Origin of the sequence: Aquitalea palustris (genome assembly GCF_003693445.1) — a bacterium.
Lineage (GTDB): Bacteria > Pseudomonadota > Gammaproteobacteria > Burkholderiales > Chromobacteriaceae > Aquitalea > Aquitalea palustris.
This window is the reverse complement of record NZ_RFAR01000012.1, coordinates 46,266-69,711: the sequence shown is the minus strand read 5'-3', so window position 1 is coordinate 69,711 and position 23,446 is coordinate 46,266. Positions and strand designations below refer to the sequence as shown.

22 protein-coding genes are annotated in these 23,446 nt (G+C 61.3%); 15 read left to right on the top strand and 7 right to left on the bottom strand.

All coding sequences use genetic code 11. The annotated features are described in order from the left end of the window. Window positions 1–39 precede the first annotated feature (39 nt). Window positions 40–621, top strand: a complete 582-nt coding sequence (locus EAY64_RS04195) for a fimbrial protein (RefSeq protein ID WP_199734385.1) — start codon at window positions 40–42, stop codon at window positions 619–621. A gap of 36 nt (window positions 622–657) precedes the next feature. On the opposite strand, the gene mnmL is transcribed toward EAY64_RS04195, so the two are convergent. Beyond that, complete coding sequence (mnmL, locus tag EAY64_RS04190; RefSeq protein WP_103523535.1) at window positions 658–1,584, bottom strand: tRNA modification radical SAM protein MnmL/YtqA; 927 nt, start codon at window positions 1,582–1,584, stop codon at window positions 658–660. Window positions 1,585–1,679: 95 nt separating this feature from the next. Beyond that, the gene (locus EAY64_RS04185) at window positions 1,680–1,862 is read right to left on the bottom strand and encodes a protein MIGRI (protein ID WP_103523534.1); all 183 of its coding nucleotides are present in this window, start codon (window positions 1,860–1,862) and stop codon (window positions 1,680–1,682) included. 183 nt (window positions 1,863–2,045) lie between these two features. Between EAY64_RS04185 and metX the strand changes: the two genes are divergently transcribed. The 4 genes from metX (at window position 2,046) to EAY64_RS04165 (ending at window position 5,527) form a co-directional block, all read left to right on the top strand. Continuing rightward, on the top strand, window positions 2,046–3,188 hold the full coding sequence (gene metX / locus EAY64_RS04180; protein WP_103523533.1) for a homoserine O-succinyltransferase MetX: 1,143 nt from the start codon (window positions 2,046–2,048) through the stop codon (window positions 3,186–3,188). Beyond that, on the top strand, window positions 3,185–3,787 hold the full coding sequence (gene metW / locus EAY64_RS04175; RefSeq protein ID WP_103523532.1) for a methionine biosynthesis protein MetW: 603 nt from the start codon (window positions 3,185–3,187) through the stop codon (window positions 3,785–3,787). Before metX ends, metW begins: the two co-directional genes overlap by 4 nt. Window positions 3,788–3,854: 67 nt before the next feature. Next, window positions 3,855–5,135, top strand: a complete 1,281-nt coding sequence (locus EAY64_RS04170; RefSeq protein ID WP_103523531.1) for an AmpG family muropeptide MFS transporter — start codon at window positions 3,855–3,857, stop codon at window positions 5,133–5,135. After that, window positions 5,132–5,527 carry an MliC family protein gene (locus tag EAY64_RS04165; protein ID WP_158604606.1) on the top strand — a complete coding sequence of 132 codons (396 nt, stop codon included), beginning with the start codon at window positions 5,132–5,134 and terminating at the stop codon, window positions 5,525–5,527. Before EAY64_RS04170 ends, EAY64_RS04165 begins: the two co-directional genes overlap by 4 nt. 51 nt (window positions 5,528–5,578) lie before the next feature. Here the strand turns inward: EAY64_RS04165 and EAY64_RS04160 are convergent, their stop codons facing one another. Further along, window positions 5,579–6,775, bottom strand: a complete 1,197-nt coding sequence (locus tag EAY64_RS04160; RefSeq protein ID WP_181835428.1) for an MFS transporter — start codon at window positions 6,773–6,775, stop codon at window positions 5,579–5,581. Window positions 6,776–6,874: 99 nt separating this feature from the next. On the opposite strand from EAY64_RS04160, the gene EAY64_RS04155 reads away from it, so the two are divergent. Next, a complete protein-coding gene (locus EAY64_RS04155) occupies window positions 6,875–7,675 on the top strand; it encodes an AraC family transcriptional regulator (protein ID WP_103523529.1) in 801 nt (266 codons plus the stop codon). A gap of 35 nt (window positions 7,676–7,710) precedes the next feature. Here EAY64_RS04155 and asnB read toward each other — a convergent pair whose 3' ends face one another. Together asnB and wrbA are read right to left on the bottom strand one after the other, a co-directional pair. After that, window positions 7,711–9,567, bottom strand: coding sequence for an asparagine synthase (glutamine-hydrolyzing) (asnB, locus tag EAY64_RS04150; protein WP_103523528.1), 1,857 nt, complete (start codon window positions 9,565–9,567; stop codon window positions 7,711–7,713). An 89-nt stretch (window positions 9,568–9,656) separates the two neighbouring features. Beyond that, window positions 9,657–10,283 (bottom strand): NAD(P)H:quinone oxidoreductase, encoded by a 627-nt coding sequence (gene wrbA, locus EAY64_RS04145; RefSeq protein ID WP_199734384.1) that lies wholly within the window; start codon window positions 10,281–10,283, stop codon window positions 9,657–9,659. A gap of 161 nt (window positions 10,284–10,444) precedes the next feature. Between wrbA and EAY64_RS04140 the strand changes: the two genes are divergently transcribed. Continuing rightward, complete coding sequence (locus EAY64_RS04140; RefSeq protein ID WP_103523527.1) at window positions 10,445–11,656, top strand: YihY family inner membrane protein; 1,212 nt, start codon at window positions 10,445–10,447, stop codon at window positions 11,654–11,656. Here the strand turns inward: EAY64_RS04140 and EAY64_RS04135 are convergent. Both EAY64_RS04135 and EAY64_RS04130 read right to left on the bottom strand, forming a co-directional pair. After that, entirely contained in the window at window positions 11,608–12,411 is an 804-nt protein-coding gene (locus EAY64_RS04135) for a DUF3025 domain-containing protein (RefSeq protein ID WP_103523526.1), read from the bottom strand. The two genes, EAY64_RS04140 and EAY64_RS04135, sit on opposite strands and share 49 nt — an antisense overlap. A gap of 30 nt (window positions 12,412–12,441) precedes the next feature. Next, window positions 12,442–14,694, bottom strand: a complete 2,253-nt coding sequence (locus EAY64_RS04130; protein WP_158604605.1) for a sensor domain-containing diguanylate cyclase — start codon at window positions 14,692–14,694, stop codon at window positions 12,442–12,444. Between the two features lie 222 nt (window positions 14,695–14,916). Here EAY64_RS04130 and cysG point away from each other — a divergent pair, with 222 nt between their 5' ends. The 8 genes from cysG (at window position 14,917) to EAY64_RS04090 (ending at window position 23,439) form a co-directional block, all read left to right on the top strand. Continuing rightward, window positions 14,917–16,338, top strand: coding sequence for a siroheme synthase CysG (gene cysG / locus EAY64_RS04125; protein ID WP_103523524.1), 1,422 nt, complete (start codon window positions 14,917–14,919; stop codon window positions 16,336–16,338). Between the two features lie 60 nt (window positions 16,339–16,398). Next, window positions 16,399–16,806, top strand: coding sequence for a PTS sugar transporter subunit IIA (locus EAY64_RS04120; RefSeq protein WP_059284423.1), 408 nt, complete (start codon window positions 16,399–16,401; stop codon window positions 16,804–16,806). Beyond that, window positions 16,793–17,062 carry an HPr family phosphocarrier protein gene (locus EAY64_RS04115; RefSeq protein WP_103523523.1) on the top strand — a complete coding sequence of 90 codons (270 nt, stop codon included), beginning with the start codon at window positions 16,793–16,795 and terminating at the stop codon, window positions 17,060–17,062. The genes EAY64_RS04120 and EAY64_RS04115 overlap by 14 nt, the downstream gene beginning before the upstream one ends. A gap of 29 nt (window positions 17,063–17,091) precedes the next feature. After that, a complete protein-coding gene (gene ptsP / locus EAY64_RS04110; protein ID WP_103523522.1) occupies window positions 17,092–18,831 on the top strand; it encodes a phosphoenolpyruvate--protein phosphotransferase in 1,740 nt (579 codons plus the stop codon). Between the two features lie 22 nt (window positions 18,832–18,853). After that, window positions 18,854–19,936: a putative lipopolysaccharide heptosyltransferase III gene (rfaQ, locus tag EAY64_RS04105; protein WP_103523521.1), complete on the top strand. Its 1,083-nt coding sequence runs from the start codon at window positions 18,854–18,856 to the stop codon at window positions 19,934–19,936. After that, the gene (locus EAY64_RS04100) at window positions 19,933–21,084 is read left to right on the top strand and encodes a glycosyltransferase family 4 protein (RefSeq protein WP_103523520.1); all 1,152 of its coding nucleotides are present in this window, start codon (window positions 19,933–19,935) and stop codon (window positions 21,082–21,084) included. The genes rfaQ and EAY64_RS04100 overlap by 4 nt, the downstream gene beginning before the upstream one ends. Window positions 21,085–21,108: 24 nt before the next feature. Beyond that, complete coding sequence (locus EAY64_RS04095; protein ID WP_103523519.1) at window positions 21,109–22,233, top strand: glycosyltransferase family 9 protein; 1,125 nt, start codon at window positions 21,109–21,111, stop codon at window positions 22,231–22,233. Window positions 22,234–22,329: 96 nt separating this feature from the next. Continuing rightward, a complete protein-coding gene (locus tag EAY64_RS04090) occupies window positions 22,330–23,439 on the top strand; it encodes a glycosyltransferase family 4 protein (RefSeq protein ID WP_103523518.1) in 1,110 nt (369 codons plus the stop codon). Window positions 23,440–23,446 lie beyond the last annotated feature (7 nt).

Genomic DNA, 23,446 nt, shown 5'->3' with positions numbered 1-23,446 from the left:
AGCCATGTTCTTCATTCGTAACACAAACAATAAAACAGAGTGACCAGTCTTGTTAAACGAAGAATCAAGTGTTACGGGAGCAGCAAAATGCAAAGATCATTCATTACCCTCGGTGTGGCTTTGGCTGGGCTTGTTTCGCAAGCACAGGCTTATGATGGCACCCTTACCATCAACGGCACCGTGTCAGCGGAAAGCTGCACCATCAGTGCGGTGGGGGGCAGCAACAACGGCAGTATTACCTTGCCCACTGTGTCTACCAAAGCCCTGGCTGCAGCGGCTGTCAGCGCAGGGACTACTGAATTTACCATTGCTCTCACCTCCTGTAGCGGCGCAGCCTCCCAGGCTGCCATCTGGTTTGAAAACGACAGCAATGTCAATGCAGCCGGGCGCCTGATCAATTCCGGCACGGCAAAGAATGTCGATGTCGCCCTCTATAACACCACTTCCACCACGCCCATTGCCATTGGCCAGGGCAGTGGTGTGTTCGGCACCAGCGGAGCTGCCTACCCTATCACCAGCGGAAGCGCGACCCTCCACTACCAGGCTAAATACTATGCAACCGGTGTGGCTGCGGCGGGGACGGTGGTGGCAAGTGTCATTTACAGTGTCCAGTACCAGTAAAACCTGCTGACAAAGCCCGGTTTCGCCAGCCTGGTCTTATGCGGTCCGGACCGGCCAGCCATGGCCCAGTGCGCTGCCCTGGCCACCGTCACGAGCCAGCAGGGCTGCGATGGCTTGCAGGGCGCTCCAGCGTGATCCGCACCAGTCCGGAGCAATCAGGGTAGGGGCTTGTGCCGTGGCCGCTATCCGGTGGAACACCACCTCGGGTGGCGTATGGCGGATCAGCGAGGCCGCCAGGCTGGCATAGTCGTCCAGCGCCATGGCCGATACTTCACCGCGCGGGTATTGCGCCGCCATGCGGCTGCCACGCACGATCATCAGCGGGTGCAGCTTCAGCCCCTGTACACCGATTTCCAGTACCGTTTCCAGTGTGGCATGCACATCGGCGGCATCTTCGCCGGGCAGACCGGCAATCAGGTGGGTGCATACCTTGAGGCCATGCTGCTGGGCACGGCGTAGCGCATCACGGTAGTCGGCCAGGGTGTGGCCACGGTGAATGCGCCGCTGGGTGTGGTCATGCGCGGTTTGCAAGCCCAGCTCCAGCCACACTTCCTTGCCGGCGGCCTGATAGGAGGCCAGCAGTTCCAGCGCGCTGTCCGGCACGCAGTCTGGCCGGGTGCCTACGCACAGGCCCACCACATCGGCACTGGCGGTGGCTTCGTCATATAGCTGACGCAGACGGCTGACTTCGGCATAGGTGCTGGTATAGGCCTGAAAGTAGGCCAGGTAGCGGCGGGCGCGGTCGGTCTTGCCTTTTTCGCGGGTAATCTGCTCGCTGATCGACAGCGTGCCGGCATCGCGGCCAAAGCTTTTGACATTGCAGAAGGTGCAGCCGCCACGGCCCAGCGTGCCGTCGCGGTTGGGGCAGGTAAAGTCGCCAGTCAATGACAGCTTGTGCACCGCCTGGCCGTGGCGGCGTTTCAGATAATGGCCAAAGGTATGCAGATAAGCGGTGAGGTCCATGATGCTGAGGCCGGGCCGGCACCCGGCCGGCGGACAAAGCAGGCAGCTTAGTCGTGGCGGCCGCCCCGGACACTGCGCCATATCAAGGCGGCTGCTTACAGCTGGTGAAAACCCAGCCAGTACAGCAGCACGAAAATGGCCGAGGCCACCAGCAAGGCGGTGGCAAGGGTGCTGATGAATTCACGCAGGCTTGCCCGCTGGCGCCGGTCCAGCAGCCAGCGTGCGATGGCATAGAGCACGGCAAACAGCAGCAAGAGGCGAAACAGGCGACCGATCATGGCAAGGACGGGGGAAGAAAACCGGGCCGATTATGCGGGGCCGGCTGCACGGTAGCAAGCAAGGCTATGGATATAATCGGCCAGACAGGCGATGATAGCAGCCGTAGCCTACAGGAGGCCCCGCAACGAGAATGGCCGGCAAGGCCACCGGCGGGGCAATAATCATTAGAGGCCTTTTTTGTTATGTCCGATCTGACAAGGTCCGTCGGCATCGTAGAGGCGCAGATCGCGGAGTTCGATACCCCGCTGCATCTGGCCAGCGGTGCCGTGTTGCCTGCCTACCAACTGTGTTTTGAAACCTACGGCACGCTGAATGCTGCGCGCAGCAATGCCATCCTGATTTGCCACGCGCTGTCCGGCCACCACCATGTGGCCGGCCGTTATGCTGCCGACGATAAGGCCGCCGGCTGGTGGGACAATATGGTCGGCCCCGGCAAGCCCATCGATACCAACCGTTTCTTTGTGGTGGGGCTGAATAATCTGGGTGGCTGCCATGGCAGCACCGGTCCCTCTTCCATCAATCCGGCCACCGGCCAGCCCTGGGGTTCGACCTTCCCGGTGGTCACGGTGCCGGACTGGGTGCGCTCGCAGGCGCGGCTGGCTGACCGGCTGGGCATCGAACGCTGGGCCGCGGTGATTGGCGGCAGCCTGGGCGGCATGCAGGCCTTGCAATGGAGCATCGACTATCCGGACCGGGTGGCCCATGCGCTGGTGATTGCCTCGGCGCCCAAACTGTCGGCACAGAACATTGCCTTCAATGATGTGGCCCGGCAGGCCATTCTCACCGACCCCGATTTCCATGGCGGCGACTTTTACGCGCAGGATGCCATTCCGCGGCGCGGGCTGCGGCTGGCGCGCATGCTGGGCCATATCACCTATCTGTCCGATGACGGCATGGGGGAGAAATTCGGCCGCATGCTGAAAAGCGGCGACTACCAGTTTGGCTTCGAGGTGGAGTTCGAGATCGAATCCTACCTGCGCTACCAGGGCGACAAGTTCTCGGATTATTTCGATGCCAATACCTATCTGCTGATGACCAAGGCACTGGACTACTTCGACCCGGCCAAGGATCTGAACGACGACATCGTGGCGGCGCTGCGTAAAGCCACGGCGCGCTTCATGGTGGCCAGCTTTACCTCGGACTGGCGTTTTTCGCCGGAGCGCTCGCGCGAAATCGTCAAGGCGCTGGTGGCAGCGGACAAGGAAGTGGTGTACGGCGAAATCGAGTCAGTACACGGCCATGATGCCTTCCTGATGCTGGATGAACCCTATGTCAAGCTGATGCGTGCCTACCTGAACCGCGTGGCCGAGGAGGTGAACGCATGAGCGCCGCCAATACTTTGCGGGCCGACCTGCAACTGATTGCCGACTGGGTGGCACCGTCCAGCCGCGTGCTGGACCTGGGCTGCGGCGACGGCGCCCTCTTGTCCTGGCTCAACCGCCACAAGGCGGTGCGTGGTTATGGCGTGGATTTCGACGTCAACAATGTGGTGCGTTGCGTGGAAGCCGGCGTCAACGCCATCCAGGGCAATCTGGAAACCGGTCTGGCCGAATTCGAAGACCAGCGCTTCGACCATGTGGTGTTGTCGCAAACCATTCAGGCCATGCACAATACCGAGCAGATTCTGGTGGAAATGCTGCGCGTGGGCCGCGAGGCCATCGTCACCTTCCCCAATTTCGGCTACTGGGAAAACCGCTGGCAGATCCTGCAAGGCCATATGCCGGTGTCGGAAACCATTCCCTACGAGTGGTACAACACGCCGAACATCCACTGGTGCATGCTGGGCGACTTCGAGGCCCTGTGTGCCAAGAACGGCATCCGCGTGCTGGAACGGGTGGTGATGAACGAGGAAAAGCGTATTCATTTCCTGCCCAATCTGCGCGGCAGCCTGGCGTTCTACCGGGTAGCCCGCCAGCCCGGCTGAGTACCGATGACCCACAAAGGCGGCTACGGTCGCCTTTTTGCATTGCTGGCCCCGGCCACAAGGATTCATGAAACAAGCTCCCCTGCACTGGCGTGAGGCCATTTTGTCGCGCCGCATGCTGATTTGTGTTTTTACCGGCTTTGCCTCAGGCCTGCCGCTGTATCTGCTGATCAACCTGTTGCCGGCCTGGCTGCGCAGCGAAGGCGTCAATCTCAAGGCCATCGGCCTGTTTGCCCTGATCGGCCTGCCCTATACCTGGAAATTTCTGTGGTCGCCGCTGCTGGACCGTTTTGTGCCGCCGCTACTGGGTCGACGGCGCGGCTGGATGCTGCTCAGCCAGTTGGCCTTGTTGATCAGCATGGCCCTGTTTGGCCTGTTCGATCCACGGCTGCAGCTGCAGCAGATTGCCGCACTGGCAGCGGTGGTGGCCTTTTTCTCCGCCAGTCAGGACATCGTGCTGGATGCCTACCGCCGCGAGCTGCTGACGGATGCCGAGCTGGGTTTGGGCAACTCGGTGCATATCAATGCCTATCGGCTTGCCGGCCTGGTGCCCGGTTCGCTGTCCTTGATTCTGGCCGACCACACCAGTTGGCAGAATGTATTCATCATCACTGCGCTGTTCATGCTGCCGGGTGTGCTGATGACCCTGCTGGTGTCCGAGCCCGCCTTGCGCGCTGCCCCGCCCAAGACCTTGCGCGAAGCCGTGGTGGAGCCGTTTCACGAATTCATCCAGCGCCAGGGCTGGCGGGCGGCCGCCACCATTCTGGGCTTCATCTTCCTGTACAAGCTGGGTGACAGCATGGCCACCGCACTGGCCACGCCGTTTTACCTGGACATGGGCTTTGCCAAGTCGCAGATCGGCCTGGTGGCCAAGAACGCCGGACTGTGGCCGGCGGTGATCGGCGGCCTGCTGGGCGGGGTGTGGATGCTCAAGCTGGGCATCAACCGGGCGCTATGGCTGTTTGGCGTGGTGCAGCTGCTGTCGATACTGGGTTTTGCCTGGCTGGCCAGCTATGGTCATTTTCAGCAGATTGGTCCTGTCCAGTTAGGCCAGCTGGCACTGGTGATCGGTTTCGAGGCGCTGGGCGTGGGCCTGGGTACGGCAGCCTTTGTCGCCTTTATCGCTCGCACCACCCATCCGGCCTATACCGCCACCCAGTTTGCCCTGTTTACCAGCTTGTCAGCGGTGCCGCGCACCTTTGCCAATGCCGCCACCGGCTATATTGTGGATGCCGTGGGCTGGGGCGGCTTTTTCCTGCTGTGTGCCGTACTGGCCTTGCCCGGCATGTTGCTGCTGCTGAAGGTGGCCCCATGGCATGGGGATACCATCGACAAGGAAACGCCATGAAGCTGTTGCCTGTATTGCTGGCCTGCCTGCTGCCCATGCCGCTGTGGGCCGAACCGCAAGCCTTGCTACTCGAGAATGCTGTGGAGGCACCCTCCAGCGAAGCCGTGCCGGCCATGCAGCGGGTGGATTACCAGTGCGCGGCCCATCGCCTGCTCAGCGTGGAATACCCGCAGCCGGAAGTGGCCGATGTGCTGCCCATCCGCATTCTCTGGCAGGGGCAGCACTACCGGCTGGTGCGGGTGAGCAGTGCCAGTGGTGTGCGTTATGCCAGCCAGCAGCTGGTGTGGTGGAACAAGGGTGAACAGTCGGTCTTGCTCACCCGTGGCGGACGCTCGCTGGCGCGTGATTGCCAGCCGCTGGCCGGGGCCAGTCCCGCTCAGCCCGTACCATGAAAAAACCGGCCGTGATGGCCGGTTTTGCTTGCTTCCTGTCGTCGCGCGGATTCAGGCTTTCTTGTGGTGCAGGTCGGGTAGCAGCACGGTGATGATGCCCAGCAAGGGCAGGAAGGCACACAGCTGGTAGACGGTTTCGATGCCGTAGTGATCGGCCACCTTGCCTAGTACCGCCGCGCCGATGCCGCCAATGCCGAAGGCAAAGCCGAAGAACAGCCCGGACACCATGCCCACCTTGCCCGGCACCAGCTCCTGCGCGTACACCAGGATGGCGGAGAAGGCCGAGGCCAGGATAAAGCCGATGATGAAGGACAGCACGCTGGTCCAGAACAGGTCGACATGCGGCAGCGCCAGGGTAAACGGGGCCACGCCCAGAATCGAGAACCAGATCACCCGCTTGCGGCCGATGGCGTCGCCAATCGGCCCGCCCAGCACGGTGCCGGCAGCCACGGCAAACAGGAAGATGAACAAATGCAGCTGTGCCGCCTGAATACCCAGCCCGAAGTGCTGCATCAGGTAAAAGGTGAAATAGCTGGTGATGCTGGTGAGGTAGAAATACTTGGAAAAGACCAGCAATACCAGTATGCCCAGGGTGAAGGCGGTACGGCCAGGCGACAGCCCGGTCGGCACGATGGCCTTGTGTGCCTTGGCCGTGCGCTGCTGGTGGCTATACCAGACGCCGATGCGCCACAGCACCAGCATGCCCAGCAAGGCCGCCAGCGAGAACCAGGCCAGGCTGGGCTGGCCATAGGGAAACACCACTAGCGCCGCCAGCAAGGGGCCGGTGGCCGAGCCGGCATTGCCCCCTACCTGGAACAAGGACTGTGCCAGACCATGGCGCCCACCCGATGCCATGCGCGCCACGCGCGAGGATTCCGGATGGAAGATGGACGAGCCGGTGCCCACCAGCGCGGCGGCAATCAACAGTGTGTGATAGTTGGGGGCCACCGACAGCAGCAGCAGGCCGCACAGTGTCGCGCCCATGCCAAATACCAAGGAATAGGGCAGCGGGCGCTTGTCGGTATAAATGCCGACCAGCGGTTGCAGCAGCGAGGCGGTGCACTGGTAAACCAGGGTCATCAGGCCGATCTGGGCAAAGCTCAGGTGAAAGCCACCCTTGAGTACCGGGTAGATGGCCAGAATCAGCGACTGCAACATGTCGTTGAGGAAATGGGTAAAGCTGATGGCACCCAATACCCGGAAACGGGTGTCTTGCGGCGGTGCCATGCTCTGGCTGGCGCTGGTCATGATGAGGTCTTCTTGTGGTGGTGGGTTCATCATGCTATCAAGGGCTGTCCTTGCCCGTCCTGCGCATGAGGGGCAATCATCTGCGAGAAAATGACAGTCATGACTGATTATCAACACCTGCACCAGTACGATAGCGGCATCGCCCCGGTGGTGGCCAAGGCACGTGATTATCCGGCCGGCGAAGACACGCCGCGCCATGCCCATCCCACCGCCCAGCTCTTGTATGCGGTGGAAGGGGTGATGGTGGTGAGTACGGCGCTGGGGCAGTGGATCGTGCCGCCTACCCGTGGCATCTGGCTGCCGATTGCCACCTGGCATCAGGTGCGGATGATCAGCGCGGTGCGCATGCGCACGGTGTATGTGCGGGAAGACAGCCTGGACGGGCTGCCACAGGAATGCCGGGTGCTGGCCATTTCGCCCTTGTTGCGCGAGCTGATTCTGGCCGCCATGGATATCGCTGTGCCGTATGCGGCCGATTCGCGCGATGAGCGGCTGATGAAGCTGCTGCTGGATGAAATCCGCAGCCTGCCCACACTGGCATTGTCCTTGCCACGGCCGCAAAGCCCGGCCTTGCAGGGTTTGTGTGATGCGCTACAGGCCGAGCCGGCCGATGCGCGTTCGGTGGAGGAGTGGGCCGCGCAACTGGCCATGGATGCGCGCACGCTGCAGCGGCGCTTCAGCCGCGAAACCGGCTTGTCGTTGGGGCAGTGGCGGCGCCAGGCCAGGCTGATTGCCGCACTGGAAAAGCTGGCCTGCGGGGCCAGCGTGCTGGAAGTGGCACTGGACCTGGGCTATGCCAGCCCCAGTGCCTTTGCCACCATGTTCAAGCGTGAGCTGGGGGTGTCGCCCAGCAGCTTTTATGCACCGCTGGCGGACCATCATGCTTCAGTCGGATCCTGACGCCAGCGGCAGCCAAGTTCCTGAGCGCTGCCGCCTTAAGGCAGGGCGCGGCGCAGCGCATCCAGCTGCTGCAGGCTTTCATCCAGAATCAGCAATTGCAGCACCTGCTCGGCCAGTGCTGCTTCACCCTGGCGGTAAGCCTGGCTGAAGGCATCCACTGCCTGTGCATCCAGTTGGCCGTCAGTCAGGCGCTTCAGTCTTTGTCCCAATCCGGCGAAGCGCTCGGCCAGGCTGGTTTGCAGCCAGCCGGAAAGTGGCGGATTGAAGCCGCGCTTCTTGCGCTGGAAAAAGTCGGCCGGCAGCGCCGGGTGCATGGCGCGGCGGAAAATCAGCTTGGCAGGCGTGGTGTAGCGTTCGGCATCCGACGTGGCCAGCAGATGCTGATACAGGCGGTGGTCCAGCAGCGGGGCGCGGCCCTCCAGCCCGTGCGCCATGGTGCACAAATCGGATTTTTGCAGGATGTAGTCCGGCAGATAGTTGGCAAAGTCGATGGCCAGCAGGCTTTGCAGGCCGGGCACCGCATCGCTGGCTTCCGGGCCGATGTCATCCGGTGCGCGCCAATAGCTGAGTTTCTCGAGTTCTCGGCCGCCTTGCAGGAAACGGCGCTGGCCCGGTGTCAGGCCGGAAAAGCGCAAGGAGTAAGCCGCGCGCCAGTCCATGGCCATTTCCGTGGCCAGCTTGCCCTGCTTGCCGGACAAGGCCGTACGTATGCCCAGCGGCAGGCGGATATGCCGCCGCCAGCGCGTGCGCAGATGCTTGTTCATGCGCTTGTAGCCGGCCAGCAGTTCATCGCCGCCATCGCCCACCAGCACCACTTTCACATGCTTGCTGACTTCTCGTGCCAGATACCAGGTAGGAAAGCTGGAGGGGTCGGCAAAGGGTTGGTCCAGATCGGCCACGATGCGGGAAAAATCGGCCGCCAGATTGTCTGGCATGGCGATGCGGATATTGCTCAGCCCCATGCGCTGGGCCGAGTCGGCCGCGTCGACCGATTCATCCAGCGTGCTGCCGGGGAAGGCGGCGGTAAAGGTAGAAAACTGCTGATAACCCTGTCCGGCCAGACGGCTGGCAATCAGGGTGGAGTCGATGCCGCCGGACAGCAGCACGCCCAGTGGGCGGTCGGCCACGGTGCGCATGGCCACGGCGTGATCCAGCTCGGGCAGCCAGTCGCCGGTTTCGGCCTTGGGTTGCCAGTAACGACGTTTTTTCAGCTGACGGCTGCTCAGGTCAAATTCCAGGCAATAGCCGTTTTCCAGGCGCTGGATATTTTCAAATACCGTGGCCGGTGCCGGAATGTAGCGATGTGCCAGATAGGCATCGATGGCGGCAGGGCTGAACTGGCGTGCGGCCAGCGGCACAAACGGCAGGACTGCGCGCACCAGCGAACCGAAGGCCAGGTTGCCATCCCGCAGTGAGTACAGCAGCGGCTTTTCGCCCATGCGATCGCGCGCCAGATGCACCTTGCCCTGGCGCAGATCGAGAATGGCAAAGGCAAACATGCCGCGCAGGCGGGAGAGCAGGCCATCAATGCCCCAGGCCTCGTAAGCCCGCAGGATGAATTCGGTATCGGAATGGGTGTGGAACACCGCGCCGCCCTGTTCCAGTTCGCGCTTGTCCTTTTCCCAGTCGTACACCTCGCCGTTGTAGCAGATCCACAGCTGGCCATCGTCGTTGCGCATGGGCTGGTCGGCCTCCGGGCGCGGGTCGATGATGGACAGCCGCGCATGCAGCAGCGCATTGTGAATGGCGTCATCCGCCGCGCTCTGGCCGTGCTGGTCCAGCCGCAACTGGTGGGCAGCATCCGGCCCGCGACGGGCCAGTTCCAGCAACATGGCATCGGCCGTTGCCGCAGCAACGGGGGTCCGGGAAAAGAAACCGGCAATTCCACACATAAATCGGGTTCCCGGCGCAACGCTCAACGCTGCGCAAGAGGTAAAAAATCAGCGGGTGCAAATGGCCAAGCCAGCACGCGCGTCCGGTATTACAAAGGGTGCTGCAGGCGCAGGGCTGCTTCTGCCAGCCGCTTGCCCTGGGCAAAGGCCAGCTTGCTTTCGTCGGCCGACAGCGGGCGGTCATTCTGTACCCCGGCCACATGGCTGACGCCATAGGGCGTACCGCCCGTCTGGGTGGCGGCCAGTTGTGGCTCGGAATAAGGCAGGCCGACCAGCAGCATGCCGTGGTGCAGCAGCGGCAGCATCATGCTCAGCAAGGTGGACTCCTGCCCGCCATGCATGGACGAGGAGCTGGTAAACACGCAGCCCGGCTTGCCGGCCAGTGCGCCGGCCATCCATTCCCCGCTGGTGCTGTCGATGAAGTACTTCATGGCTGCGGCCATATTGCCAAAGCGGGTGGGGCTGCCCAGGGCCAGGCCGATGCACTCGGCCAGATCGCTTTTTTCCACATAGGGCGCGCCGCTTTCCGGGATGGCCGCTGCACTGGCCTCGCAGACGGTGGAAACCTTGGGCACGGTGCGCAGCCGTGCCTGGCAGCCGGGCACGCTTTCGATGCCACGGGCGATCAGCCGGGCCAGTTCGGCAGTGGCACCATGCTGGCTGTAATAGAGTACGAGGATGTCTTGCACGACGATGTCCAGAGGAATGGCCGCCATGAGGAGGGAGGGCGGCAACAGGATGAACTGGCAGCATGATACCAGTTTCCATCTGTTAATTTGTATTAAGACAGTATGTCAAACGTAAAGCAGCCACTGGCCGCGTCACGCCGGAACGTTGCCGCTTGCCAGCCGGCAGTGACTGAATTACCTTGCGCCTCATGAAACTGCCCGCCAAGTATGCAACGCAAGTCGGTTTTTCCGGCTTCCTGATCCGCCGCATGAGCAGCCTGCGTGTGATGCAGGTTGCCGGCAGCCTGACCTTTACCACCCTGCTGGCACTGGTGCCCTTGTTCACCATTGCCTTGACGGTGATTTCGGCTTTCCCGGTGTTTTCCGACTACAGCACCCGCTTCAAGGTATTGCTGTTGTCGACGCTGGTGCCGGAGTTCGCCGGCAAGGTGATTTCCGTCTACATGCGCCAGTTTGCCGACAATGCGGAAAAGCTCACCGCCGCCGGCATCATCATGCTCGGGGTAACGGCGCTGATGCTGATGTCCACCATTGAGCGCACTTTCAACGCCATCTGGAGTGTGCGCCGTGGCCGGCCCTGGCTGCAGCAGAGCATGGTGTACTGGACGGTGCTGACGCTGGGCCCGCTGGTGCTGGGCGGTGGCCTTCTGTCCTGGCGCTGGCTGCTCAAGTTCACCCGTTTCGAAAAAACCATGCCCTTGCTGGCCAGTACGGTCGAGGCGGGCGGCACTATCCTGCTGACCGGCATCGTGTTGTCGCTGTTGTACCGCATTGTGCCCAACCGCTTTGTGCCGATCCGCCATGCAGTACTGGGGGCGATGATTACCGCGCTGCTGCTGGAGCTGACCAAGCTGGGTTTTGGCTATTACATCGGTCAGGTGGCCAGCTACCAGCTGGTGTACGGGGCTTTTGCCAGTATTCCGATCTTCCTGTTGTGGGTGTATTGCCTGTGGATGGTGGTGCTGGCCGGCGCGGTGTTTACTGCCTCGCTTTCCTACTGGGAAGGCGGTGCCTGGCGGCGGCGCTTTGAGCCACGGCGGCGCTTTCTGGATGCGGTGGAAGTCTTGCTGATGCTGGACGCGGCGCAGGAGCAGGGTTGCAGCCTGACGCCAGTGCAATTACGCCAGCAGGTCAAGATAGGCTATGACGAGCTGGGCCTGGTGCTGGACAAGCTGGCGCTGCATGGCTATGTGCAGAAAGGCCAGCGCGATGGCTGGGTGCTGATGAAAAAGCTGGCTGTGGTGCAGCTGTCCGAGCTATTCCAGCTGTTTGTCTATCGGGCGGATCTGGCCAATGACGATGATGTCGGCCAGGGCATTGAAGCCTTGCTGGGCAGTGTCACCGAGCGGCTTCAGAGTGTATCGCTGGAGGATTTCGCCCGCCGGCTGGGGCGGAAGTAGTCGGTATTCTGATAGAAGGACGGCTCGGCGTTATCCGGCCACCAGCCGGGAATGCCCAGCAAGGGCAGCGGCCATAGCTGGCGGGGGCTGGCCAGCCAGTCGTCATCAGCCAGCATGCTGGCCAGCCGGCTATCCAGCTGCTCGCGCTGTACGGCCTCGGGCAGGGTAAAGAAGTCGGGCTCCACCGCCAGCAACAGCGCCTTGCCGCACCAGCCCTGGTGCGGTGTCAGGCCGGTTTCAAACAGGGCATGTCCCAGTGCATGCACACTGATCTGCCGTCCCCAGGCGTGGCGCTCATCCACAAACAGCGTCTGCCATTGCATATCATCCAGTGCCTGCCCCAATGCCGGCTTGGCACAGGCGACAATTACCCCGCATTCATCCAGCAAGGTGGCAGCATCGCGCCGTGGCCCGCGCTGGATCTCGCCACGGCCGATGGCGCGCACATGGCGTGCATTCAGCGCCGCCTTGCTCAAGGGCCATGCCAGCCAGGCCAGGGCATTGAACCAGTCATGCCAGTTTTCGCTGCGAGTGGGCACCTCGCCGGTGTCGGCAATATGGGTTTCGTAGTAGGAGGGTGCTTGCAGGTCGCAGCAGAAGCGCAGGCCTGCGGGAAGGGTGGCCGGGGCCGCCAGTTGCAGCAGCCGGTCGTAGTCGGCCTGCCCAGGCCAGTTGGCCAGCGGGAGCCGGGCGCAGATGGCGCGTAGCGGCTGGTAGAGGGGATGGGACAGATAGTCGGTGTGCCAGTGACTCACGATGGGCGGCTGCCTGACAAAAGCACCATTTTAATCCAGCGCCGGCGGCAGGTCATGGCAAACCCGGTCGCGCCCCAGGTGTTTGGCCTGATACAGCAGCTTGTCGGCCCGTTTCAGCGGGTCATCCACATGCAGATCGCTACTGCGTAGCAAGGATAGTCCCACGCTGACGGTGTAGTGGATCTGCTGCCCGTTGACTTCCACCCGGCTCTGGCTGACCGCTTCGCGTATACGCTCGGCTGCCACCAGTGCGGCGCTGCCAGCGGTATTGGGCAGCAGGGCGGCAAACTCCTCACCACCCAGTCGTCCGGTCAGGTCCGAGGTGCGCAGCACTTCACGGCACAGCGTGGCGAAGTGGGTGATGACCTGATCACCGGCGGCATGGCCGTATTGGTCGTTGATGTTCTTGAAATGGTCCAGATCCATCATCAGCACCGCCAGCGGCTGCTGGTAGCGCTGGCTGCGCTTGATTTCGCGTTCTGCCTGTTCCAGGAAATGGCGGCGATTGTCCAGCCGGGTCAGTTCGTCCTTGGTCGCCAGCTGGAACAGCTTTTTCTCGTGCAGGTCGCGCTGCAGGGCAATGGCGGTGATGTGGGAGCTGCGATAGACCAGCCGCATTTCGTCCGGATTGGGCGTGCGCGGTTCGGTGTAGTAAATGGCAAAAGTGCCCAGCAGTTCGCGCGTGCTGCTAAATAGCGGTGTCGACCAGCAGGCGCGCAGCTGGTAGGGCCGGACAAAGTCCAGATAGGGCTGCCACAGCGGGCTATTTTCCATGTCCTCGACAATGATGGTGCGTTTCCAGTAGGCCGCCGTGCCGCATGAGCCCACTTCGGGGCCAATGGCAATGCCTTCAATCAGCGCGCTGTATTCCGGCGGCAGGCTGTTGCCGGAGGCCACGTGCAGGTGCTGGCCATCTTCGGTCAGCAGCATGACCGAACACAGCCCGCCGGTGAGCTGGGATTCGATCATGGTGCAGATCTGCGCCAGCGTGTCTTGCAGTGGCTGATTGGAGGCAATCATCTCCATCACCGCATTTTCTTCGCTCAGCAGGCGATTGGCCTGGCGGGTATCGGTAATTTCCCGGTCCACCGACAAAATGCTGGTGAGCTTGCCATTGTTGTCGAACTCGGGAAACAGGCGGGTTTCGAAAATATAGCGCCGGTTATGCGATAGCAGCTCCATTTCGAAGCAGCGCGGTTCCCAGGTCTCGATCAATTGCCGGCATTGCGACTCGAACAGCGCAACCACATCGGCCGGCCAACCCTTTTCGCCCACGGTTTTGCCGATGTGTTCATCGCGGATCAACGGCGAGTAGCGGCTGACGCTGCGGTTGATGAACTGGCAGCGCAGTTGCAGATCGTAGCGAGCGATGATGTCGGTGGAGTTTTCCACCAGGGTGCGGAATTCCTGTTCGCGCCGCCGCATGGCGGCCTCGGCCAGCTTGCGCGCGGTGACGACCTGACTGAGTGCCAGCACGATGGCACCGTCTCCGGCTTGCGGATCGGCCTGCAGATTCTGCTCCAGCCATTCCCAGTGCTGGTCGGCATGCTGCATGCGGCATTCCAGGCTGTGGCTGGTGGCGGGGTGATGGCAAGCCGTCTGCAGGGCGTTCTCCAGCAGGGGGCGGTCTTCCGGGTGCAGCAGTTGCAGCCAGTCGTCCAGGCTCATGCTTTCCCGCTGCACATCCAGCCCCAGCAGCTTGTGCAGCGAGCCGGGCGAGCAGCTGACTCGCTGTTTGCCAAGATCGAATTCGCACAAGCCGAGGCGCGAGCCTTGCAATACCGTGGCGATGGCATTGCCCAGCGGGACTGGCCGGCCTTCCGCGCTGGCATCATGTAATAGCAGCAGCCGCCAGTTGCCCGGCGACCTGCCGGCTGGCAGCACGATTTGCTGCAGGCCCAGCTGGCGGGTGCGGCCTTGTGCATCCTGCAACTCGACATGCTGCGGGGTGGTCAGCAAAGCAGTCTGCTGTTGCAATGCCTGGCACAGTGCTGGCGGCAGGCCGCATTCCTCCAGGCTGTGCGGTTGCCGGCCGAGCAGAGCCATGCAGCCCTGTCCGGCAGCTTGCAACTGACCCTGCTCATCCAGTGCCAGCAGGGCGGTGCTGGAATGTTCCACCAGAAAACGCAGCGTGCCGGCCTGCTCATGTTCGTGGCGTCGACGCTGCCACAGGCTACCCAGCCAGATGCCGGCGGCCACACCAAGCAGGCCGGTCAGTGGCCAGTCCCAGGGGGCGTGAGGCAGTTCGCCGGCCCATGCCAGCGGGCTGCCCAGCGCCAGCATCAAGACCGTGCCATAGCCTGTTCTGCTGCATGTCGATCTGAAGATATTCAATGTGAACCCACCGCTTCCTGGAGTTGCCCTGTTTATATATTGCCAAGGGCTTACTCTCATCATGGCATTTGGCAGGCAAATTGTGATGACGAAAATCAGGCAGAGTGCCGGTCGCTCGTCGTTTTTATGCAACAAATAAAGTATGCTGTGGCGATTGTTGTGGAGCGATGCATGGATTACTTTCCGATTTTTCTGAAGCTGCAGGATGCCCCTTGCCTGGTAGTGGGGGGCGGCGATGTTGCCTTGCGCAAGATTCGTCTGCTCAAGGCGGCCGGTGCCAGGGTGACCGTGGTGGCGCCCGAGCTGACCGCCGAACTGGGCGAAATGGCGCAGCAAGGTGCCTTGCACTGGGAGCCGGGCTATTTCGCCCCCGGGCAGGTTGCCGGCATGCGGCTAGTGGTCGCCGCCACCGACCAGCGCCCGGTCAATCAGCAGGTTTCCGCTGCGGCGCAGGCCCACAATATCCCGGTGAATGTGGTGGATGATCCGGAACTGTCCACCTACATCACCCCGGCCATCATCGACCGCTCGCCGCTGGTGATTGCCGTGTCTTCCGGCGGTGCTGTCCCGGTGCTGGCGCGGCTGGTGCGCGCCCGGCTGGAAAGCATCATCCCGGCTGGTTTCGGCCTGCTGGCGGCCTTTTCCGCGCGCTTTCGCGACAAGGTAAAAGCCCGTTTCGGCGATGTGGAAGCACGCCGCGCTTTCTGGGAATCGGTACTCGAAGGCCCCTTGGCCGAAGCCGTGATGAATGGCCGAGAAGAGGCCGCCTGCCTAGAGATGGAAAAGCGCCTGGCCAGTCGCACGGACACGCCTAGTGGCGCGGTCTACCTGGTGGGAGCCGGGCCGGGTAATCCGGACCTGCTCACCTTCCGCGCATTGCGACTGATGCAGCAGGCCGACGTGGTCTTGCACGATAATCTGGTGGCATCGGAATTACTGGAACTGGTACGCCGCGACGCCGAACGCATATACGTGGGCAAGGCCCGTGCCAACCACAGCCTGCCGCAGGAAGACATCAATCTGCTGATGGTAAGATTGGCCAGCGAAGGCAAGCGGGTATTGCGCCTGAAAGGGGGCGATCCCTTTACCTTCGGCCGTGGTGGCGAGGAAATCGAAACCCTGGCCGAGCATGGCATTCCGTTTGAAGTCGTACCCGGCATTACCTCGGCAAATGGTGCGGCCAGCTATGCCGGTATACCCTTGACCCACCGCGACCATGCGCAGTCGGTCACCTTTGTCACCGGTCACAAGAAAGATGGCAGCATCAATCTGGACTGGCCGGCGCTGACCCGGCCGGACCAGACCGTGGTGGTGTACATGGGGCTGACCATGGCGGCGGAGTTGTGTGCTGCCTTCATCCAGCATGGCAAGCCGGCAGATACCCCGGTGGCGGTGATCGAATGGGCTACCACGGCACGGCAGCGGACGCTGACCGGCACCCTGAGCAGCCTGCCGGCACTGATTTCTTCCTATGGTGTTGCCTCGCCTGCGCTTATCATAGTGGGCAGCGTGGTCACGCTGGCGGATAAACTGGCCTGGTACCGGCGGGTGGAAAACGCTCCTGCTACAATGCCGGATTCGCAGCAGACATGAGCACAGCCAGGCAGCATGCGGCTGTGTGCCAATAATCGTTACGGACAAGAAGACTCGGGCATGGTTGGTGTACTAGTCATATCACATGGCAATCTGGGCGCCTGTCTACTGGACTGCGCCCGGCACGTATTGGGACGGGACCCGGACAATATCGCCACGCTGGCGGTAGAAAAAACCGAGGATCCGGATCAGAAACTGGTCGAAGCCGCTGCGCTGGTGGCACGCCTGGAACAGGGCGATGGCGTGGTGGTGTTGACTGATATGTATGGCGGCACGCCATCCAATATCGCCAGCCGGCTGATCAATCCGGGCAAGGTCGAGGCCGTTGCCGGCGTCAGCCTGCCCATGCTGGTGCGAGCGCTCAGCTATAGCAGCCAGCCGCTGGAGATCGTGGTCAGCAAAGCCATTACCGGCGGGCTGGAAGGTGTGCTTTATATTCTACCGGGGGACGGTAATGCTGCGCGTTGAAATACAAATTATCAATAAACTTGGCCTGCATGCTCGCGCATCGAGTAAATTCACCCAGCTTGCCAGCCGCTTCAAGAGCGATGTGGGCATTGCCCGCAATGGTCGCCGCGTCAATGGCAAGAGCATCATGGGGGTGATGATGCTGGCCGCTGCCAAGGGCTCCACCATCGAGCTGGATGTGGCAGGCCCTGACGAACAGGAAGCGCTGGATGCGCTGGTAGCACTGATCAACAACCGGTTTGACGAGGCTGAATGAATCAGCCCGCTTGAGGAGGGGATGGGACGATGAATATCACCCTGCATGGTGTAGCCATTGGTGGCGGCATCGCAATTGGCCGGGCCCATCTCATCTCGCGCAGCATGGACGATGTGGCGCACTACGGCCTGGAAGACGCAGACATCCCGGCCGAGATGGCGCGCTTCGACGAGGCGGTGCGCGCCACGCGCAAAGAGCTGGAAATGCTGTGGGGCAGCATCCCGGAAAATGCCCCGGCCGAGTTGGGCGCCTTCCTGTCCTTGCACATTATGCTGCTGGGCGATGTCACCATCTCGCGCGAACCACGCGAAATCATTGAAAAGCAGCACTGCAATGCCGAATGGGCGTTGAAGCTGCAGTGCGACCTGCTGGTGGAGCAGTTCGACGCCATCGAAGAAGACTACCTGCGCGAGCGCAAGAATGATGTGCTGCAGGTGGTGGAACGCATTTTCAAGAACCTGGATGGCCACGCCCCGCAATTGCCGGCCCCCGGCGACCTGCTGGACGATACCATTCTGGTGGCGCACGACCTGTCGCCGGCCGACATGGTGTATTTCAAGGATTCCAACTTCGCGGCTTTCGTCACCGACGTCGGCGGCGCCACCTCGCATACCGCCATTCTGGGGCGTAGTCTCGACCTGCCCTCCGTCATCGCCCTGCACCACGCGCGCGAGCTGATCCGCGAAGAGGAACAGATCATCGTCGATGGCCAGCAAGGGGTGTTGATCGTCAATCCGGATGAACTGGTCCTCAGCGAATACCGCAAGCGCCAGCGTGCCTGGCGCGATGCCAAGCGCAAGCTGTCTTCCATCCGTAAATCCGATGCCAAAACCAAAGATGGCACGGTGATCGAACTGCTGGCCAATATCGAATTGCCGCAGGATGTGGAGGTAGTGAAGGGGTCCGGCGCGGTGGGCGTAGGCCTGTTCCGCAGCGAATTCCTGTTTCTGGGCCGGGATACGCTGCCTACCGAGGACGAACAGTTCGAGGCCTACCGCAAGGTGGCCGAAGACATGAAAGGCCTGCCGGTCACCATCCGTACCATGGACCTGGGGGCCGACAAGAACCCGAAATGGCTGAACCACGATGTGGCCGATAACCCGGCGCTGGGGCTGACCGGCATCCGGCTGTGCCTGGCTGAGCCGCTGATGTTCCGCGCCCAGTTGCGCGCGCTGTTGCGCGCGTCGCATTACGGCAAGGTCAAGATCCTGTTCCCCATGCTCAATTCGCTGGGTGAGCTCAAGCAATCGATTGCCCAGCTGGATTACGCCAAGCAGGAACTGCATGAAGAAGGCCTGCCTTTCGACGCAGAGGTCGAAGTGGGTGCCATGATCGAAATCCCCTCCGCCGCACTGGTGGTGGGCAGTTTCATCAAGCATGTCGACTTCCTGTCCATCGGCACCAACGACCTGATCCAGTACACCCTGGCCATCGACCGCAACGACGACTCGGTCAGTCATCTGTACGATCCGGTGCACCCTGCGGTGCTCAAGCTGATTCTGCATACCATCCGTACCGGCCTCAAGGGTGGAGTACCGGTGTCGGTATGCGGCGAAATGGCCGGTGACCCGCGCCTGACCCGGCTGCTGCTGGGCATGGGCCTGCGCAGGTTCTCCATGCACCCGGCCAGCCTGCTGGCAGTCAAGCGCATGGTGCTCAATACCCATCTGGACGATATCGCGCCTATTGCAGGACGCATGCTTCGATCCGAAGACCCTGATAAAATCGCCGATCTTTTGCAACTGCTGAATGTCGAGCCGGATGCCTGATCCGGCTTTTTTTACCTTATCTATGCTTAACGACTCCATCGATCTGAACCAGGTACGGCGCGTCTTGGTCATCAAACTGCGCCATCATGGGGATGTTCTGCTGACTTCTCCGGTTTTTGCCGCGCTCAAACAGCAGGCTCCGCATCTGGAGATTGATGCGCTGGTGTACCGTGACACGCAGGAAATGCTCAGCCAGCATCCGGCCATCAGCCAGTTGCACACCATTGATCGCAACTGGAAAAAGTTGGGCCTTTTCGGCCAGCTCAAGGCTGAGCTGGGCTTGCTGTCGGTCTTGCGCCAGCGTCACTACGATCTGGTGATTACCCTGACCGAGCACAAGCGCGGCGCCTGGCTGGTTCGTTTGCTGTCACCACGCTGGTCGGTGGGGCCGGATGGCCCTTATGGCAAACTGTTCCGCAAAAGCTTTACCCATCGCTATCTGCAGGTGCCGGGCAACCGCCGCCATACCATCGAAATCCATCTGGATGCCCTGCGCCGTATCGGCGTGTATCCCTCTGTTGAGCAGCGTGCGCTGACCTTGGTGGCTGGTCACAATGCCGAGGCCACGCTGGCGGCCAAGCTGGAGCAGCTGGGCTTGCAGGCCGGACAATACATCCTGGTCCACCCCACCTCGCGTTGGCTGTTCAAAAGCTGGACGGTGGAAAACATGGCTGCGCTGATCAATACCCTGCAGCAACGCGGTCTCAAAGTGCTGCTGACCGCTGCCCCCAGCCCGGACGAAATGGCCATGCTGGGTGATATCCAGTCGCGTCTGACTACCCCTGCCGCCAGCCTGGCCGGGCAGCTCACCCTGAAGGAGCTGGCTGCGGCCATCGACAATGCCCGCTTGTATATCGGTGTGGATTCGGTGCCCATGCATATTGCCTCCGCGATGAAAACGCCCTGTGTCGCGCTGTTTGGCCCATCGGGTGACATTGAGTGGGGACCGTGGCAAGTAGCGCACCGGGTGGTCGCCGCCCGTGTACCTTGTCGTCCATGCGGCAATGCTGGCTGTGGTGGTGGCTGGAACAGCGAATGCCTGAACATGATCAGCCTGCAACAAGTACTGGCCGCAGTGGATGCCGTGCTGGGAGAAACCGTATGACCCGCTTGGCCATTATCCGGCAGAAATACAATCCGGCAGGTGGGGCCGAGCGTATCGTCAGTGCGATTCTGGGCCAGCTCAAACATCAGTCCACGCTGGAGCCCGTATTGATCAACCGTAACTGGGAAACACTGGATGGCGTGGCAGTGTGCCGTGTCAATCCTTTTTACCTGGGTAGCATCTGGCGTGACTGGGGCTTTGCCCGAGCAGCACAGCGGGCCTGGAAGCGAGTCGGCGCGGATCTGGTGCAGTCGCACGAGCGCATTCCCGGTTGCCATGTTTTCCGTGCCGGCGACGGCGTACATGCTGCCTGGCTGGATGCTCGTGCCGTGGGTAAAGGCTGGTGGCACAAGTTATCGGTGTGGTGCAATCCCTATCACCATTTCATGCTGCGCATGGAGCGTGCCATGTTCAGCCATCCGGACTTGCGTGCGGTGATCTGCATTTCCGAGATGGTGAAGCAGGATGTCTTGCAGCGCTTCCCGGTCAGACCCGAGCAGTGTGTGGTGATCCATAATGGCGTGGATTGCACGCGCTTCAATCCAGTGGCGGCCCGCGCGCGTCGTGCTGCTTTGCGTGAACAATATGGTATTGCCGCTGATGCACCGGTATTGGTCTACGTCGGCTCAGGGTTCGAACGCAAGGGCGTGGCCCAAGCTATCCGTGCCATTGTGCCGCATGCCGAGGTGCAACTGGTGGTGGTGGGTGGCGACAAGAAGCTGGCGGCATACCGGCAACTCGCCCATGCCTTGGGCGTGGCCGGGCGCGTACATTTCACCGGCCCGCAAAAAGATGTGCTCAGTCATTACGGTATGGCGGATGGTTTCATCCTGCCTACCCTGTACGAGCCATTTGGTTCGGTTGTTGCAGAGGCCATGGCCTGTGGCTTGCCAGTGCTCACCAGCACTCGTTGCGGCGGGGGGGAGTGTGTAAGCCCAGGCGTGAGCGGATGGCTGGCTTTGCCGCAGGATACCGCCGCCTGGCAAGAAAATGTCGGCATCTGGCTGGCGGCAAGAGCACAGTGGCCCTGGATGGCCGAACAAGCCCGTGCCCGTGTACTGGTGCAGACCGAGCAGCATATGGTGGAACAGATGATGTTTTTGTATAGCCGCCTGCTACAGGTGAGCGATAAGAAAAATAATGAATAATGATTGACTCAGTGGGGGGGGAAGATGAGGGAGAGCCGTTTTCCGGGCAGGGCGCTGATATTCCTGTCCTTGCTGCTGCGCCTGCCATTTCAATGGCGGCGATGCAAACCGCAGCCTGAGAGTGTCAGTCGCATCCTGATTCTGCATCAGTTTCTGCTGGGCGATGCCTTGATGGCGACCAGCTTGCTGGCCAAGGCCCGCGAACAATATCCGCAGGCAGATATTGTCATGGCCTGCCCGCAGAGTCAGGCTGCCTTATATGAAGGCCGGCCATATGGAGTGATTGCCTTTCCCTGGCATATCCGCAACTTTGCCACCGTCTGCCAGCTGTTTGCCATGCCACGGTTTGACATGGTGTTGCTGATGGGGGAAAACCGCCTCAGCTATCTGGCCCGTGCCATTGGGGCGCGCTGGGTTGTCGGCTTTGCCGATGAACAACCGGCGCACAAAAATTGGCTGCTGGATGAGGCCATTCCCTACCCGAACCAGGCTGAAGCCTGGACGGATACTGCGGCGCGCTTGGTGGAAGGCCCCGAGCCCCGTCCGTACCGCATTGAGGATTGGCCTGCAAGGCTGCAGCGCCTGCCGGAATTGCCAGATGCTTATGTTGTCCTGCATGTTGGTGCCAGTTCTGCCACTCGTTTCTGGCCTGCAGCCCATTGGCGCGAACTGGCAGAGGGCATACGTAAGCGGCATTTAGGTGTGGTCTGGAGCTGTGGTCCCGGAGAGGGTAGCTTGTTGCAGGAAATCGCCCCTGCGACAACTGATGTGGTATTTGATGGTTGTCTCACCTTGTTGCAATTACGGCAATTACTGCAACAGGCCGCTGCCTGTGTTTGCCCTGACACGGGCGTGGCACATCTGGCCAAGATAGCCGGTACTCCCTTGCTGATGTTGTTTGGACCGGGTAGCGAAACCCTGTTTGGTGCCAGCCGTTTCTTCTCTGCTCATCAGTGTTGTGGTGTGGGGCCCGCCATTTTTCCCTGTCGCAACCAGCGTAGCGTGCATCACCGCGATGTGGATTGGGCGCTGCGTTGTTTCCGGAGGTTTGGTCGCGGGCCGGGGCGGTGTCGGCAGGCCCTGTGCATGCAGGCAATCCAAGCGGGTGAGGTATTACAGGCATTGAATGGATTACTGGATCGGCACTAGTGCCCGCAGGAGTGCAATGGTCTAACCCAGCTTGGCTGGGGCGGGGTAAGGAGTCAGGGATGTTGGAAACAGGTTGGGGACGGGGAGAAGTCTATTGTGAGTGAGTGGGTGCTGTTTACCGAATCTTCCCCAAATGTAGGGGGGCAGGAATTGCAATTGATGCAACAGATGCGTCAGATGCAGCAGCGTGGTTTGCGCACCATGCTGGCATGCCGCCCCGGTAGCCGGGTGGAAGAAGTGGCATTGCAGCAGGGTTTGTCTGTATTGCCAGTACGTTTTCGCAACAGCCTGCATTTGCCTTCGATTGCCATCCTGCGTCGCTGGATTAGCCAGCACAAGCCGAGATTGGCCATCTGTCATAGCGGGCATGACAGCAATAATCTGGCTATCGCCGCCAGGCTGGTATGGCGTCGTCCCTTTCTGCTGCGCTCGCGTACCTACCAGCCGGGCAGACCGGGAGCCTGGTCATACAACCGGATGGTAGATGCCACCATGGTACCCAGCCAGTATCTGAAAGATGCCTTGTTGGCTAATCCTGCCATTCGTGCTGATCGAGTGCATGTGGTGTATCCGGGTATCGATTTTATCGGGCTGGATCGTGCCGTGTCGCAGCCGCTGCCAGCATCTGTTGCGAGTTGGTTGATCTCGGGTCGCGGGCCGGTGCTGCTGCATGCGGCAATGCTGCGTGGCGAAAAAGGCCATCTGACCATTTTGCAGGCAATGGATTTGTTGCGGCAAAGTCACCCGAACTGGCGTTATCTGATCGCTGGCGAAGGTGTGGCACAGCAGCAGATTGAGACAGAGGTGCGCCGGCTTGGCCTGGAGGCTCGCGTGTTGCTGGCGGGAGTAGTCTCTCCGGTTGCCCCGCTTTATCAGGCCGCCGATCTGGTATTGATGCCATCGACTTACGAACCCTTGGGTATGTCGCAGATTGAGGCGCTGGCTCTGGCTCGGCCGGTATTGGCGAGTCGGACTGGTGGTATTCCAGAAACCGTGCATGATGGGCAGACCGGCGTGCTGGTCGAACCAGGAAACTGCCATGCATGGGCACAAGCTATCGCCAGTGCCCTGGATAATTTGCCGCAGCAACAAACATTGGCCTGCGCGGGGCGTGCCGATGTGCGTCAGCGTTTTGACCCGGGCAGTAATTTAAACCGGATACTGGCTTTGAGTGGCCTGGCAGATCAACTGCCAGCTGTTCTCTGATTGAATG

Coding starts and splice junctions, on each gene's coding strand:
- mnmL (WP_103523535.1), bottom strand. CDS start 1,584: ATGGACCTCACCGCTTATCTGCATACCTTTGGCCATTATCTGAAACGC.
- EAY64_RS04185 (WP_103523534.1), bottom strand. CDS start 1,862: ATGATCGGTCGCCTGTTTCGCCTCTTGCTGCTGTTTGCCGTGCTCTAT.
- metX (WP_103523533.1), top strand. CDS start 2,046: ATGTCCGATCTGACAAGGTCCGTCGGCATCGTAGAGGCGCAGATCGCG.
- metW (WP_103523532.1), top strand. CDS start 3,185: ATGAGCGCCGCCAATACTTTGCGGGCCGACCTGCAACTGATTGCCGAC.
- EAY64_RS04170 (WP_103523531.1), top strand. CDS start 3,855: ATGAAACAAGCTCCCCTGCACTGGCGTGAGGCCATTTTGTCGCGCCGC.
- EAY64_RS04165 (WP_158604606.1), top strand. CDS start 5,132: ATGAAGCTGTTGCCTGTATTGCTGGCCTGCCTGCTGCCCATGCCGCTG.
- EAY64_RS04160 (WP_181835428.1), bottom strand. CDS start 6,775: ATGACCAGCGCCAGCCAGAGCATGGCACCGCCGCAAGACACCCGTTTC.
- EAY64_RS04155 (WP_103523529.1), top strand. CDS start 6,875: ATGACTGATTATCAACACCTGCACCAGTACGATAGCGGCATCGCCCCG.
- asnB (WP_103523528.1), bottom strand. CDS start 9,567: ATGTGTGGAATTGCCGGTTTCTTTTCCCGGACCCCCGTTGCTGCGGCA.
- wrbA (WP_199734384.1), bottom strand. CDS start 10,283: ATGGCGGCCATTCCTCTGGACATCGTCGTGCAAGACATCCTCGTACTC.
- EAY64_RS04140 (WP_103523527.1), top strand. CDS start 10,445: ATGAAACTGCCCGCCAAGTATGCAACGCAAGTCGGTTTTTCCGGCTTC.
- EAY64_RS04130 (WP_158604605.1), bottom strand. CDS start 14,694: ATGCTGGCGCTGGGCAGCCCGCTGGCATGGGCCGGCGAACTGCCTCAC.
- cysG (WP_103523524.1), top strand. CDS start 14,917: ATGGATTACTTTCCGATTTTTCTGAAGCTGCAGGATGCCCCTTGCCTG.
- EAY64_RS04120 (WP_059284423.1), top strand. CDS start 16,399: ATGGTTGGTGTACTAGTCATATCACATGGCAATCTGGGCGCCTGTCTA.
- EAY64_RS04115 (WP_103523523.1), top strand. CDS start 16,793: ATGCTGCGCGTTGAAATACAAATTATCAATAAACTTGGCCTGCATGCT.
- ptsP (WP_103523522.1), top strand. CDS start 17,092: ATGAATATCACCCTGCATGGTGTAGCCATTGGTGGCGGCATCGCAATT.
- rfaQ (WP_103523521.1), top strand. CDS start 18,854: ATGCTTAACGACTCCATCGATCTGAACCAGGTACGGCGCGTCTTGGTC.
- EAY64_RS04100 (WP_103523520.1), top strand. CDS start 19,933: ATGACCCGCTTGGCCATTATCCGGCAGAAATACAATCCGGCAGGTGGG.
- EAY64_RS04095 (WP_103523519.1), top strand. CDS start 21,109: ATGAGGGAGAGCCGTTTTCCGGGCAGGGCGCTGATATTCCTGTCCTTG.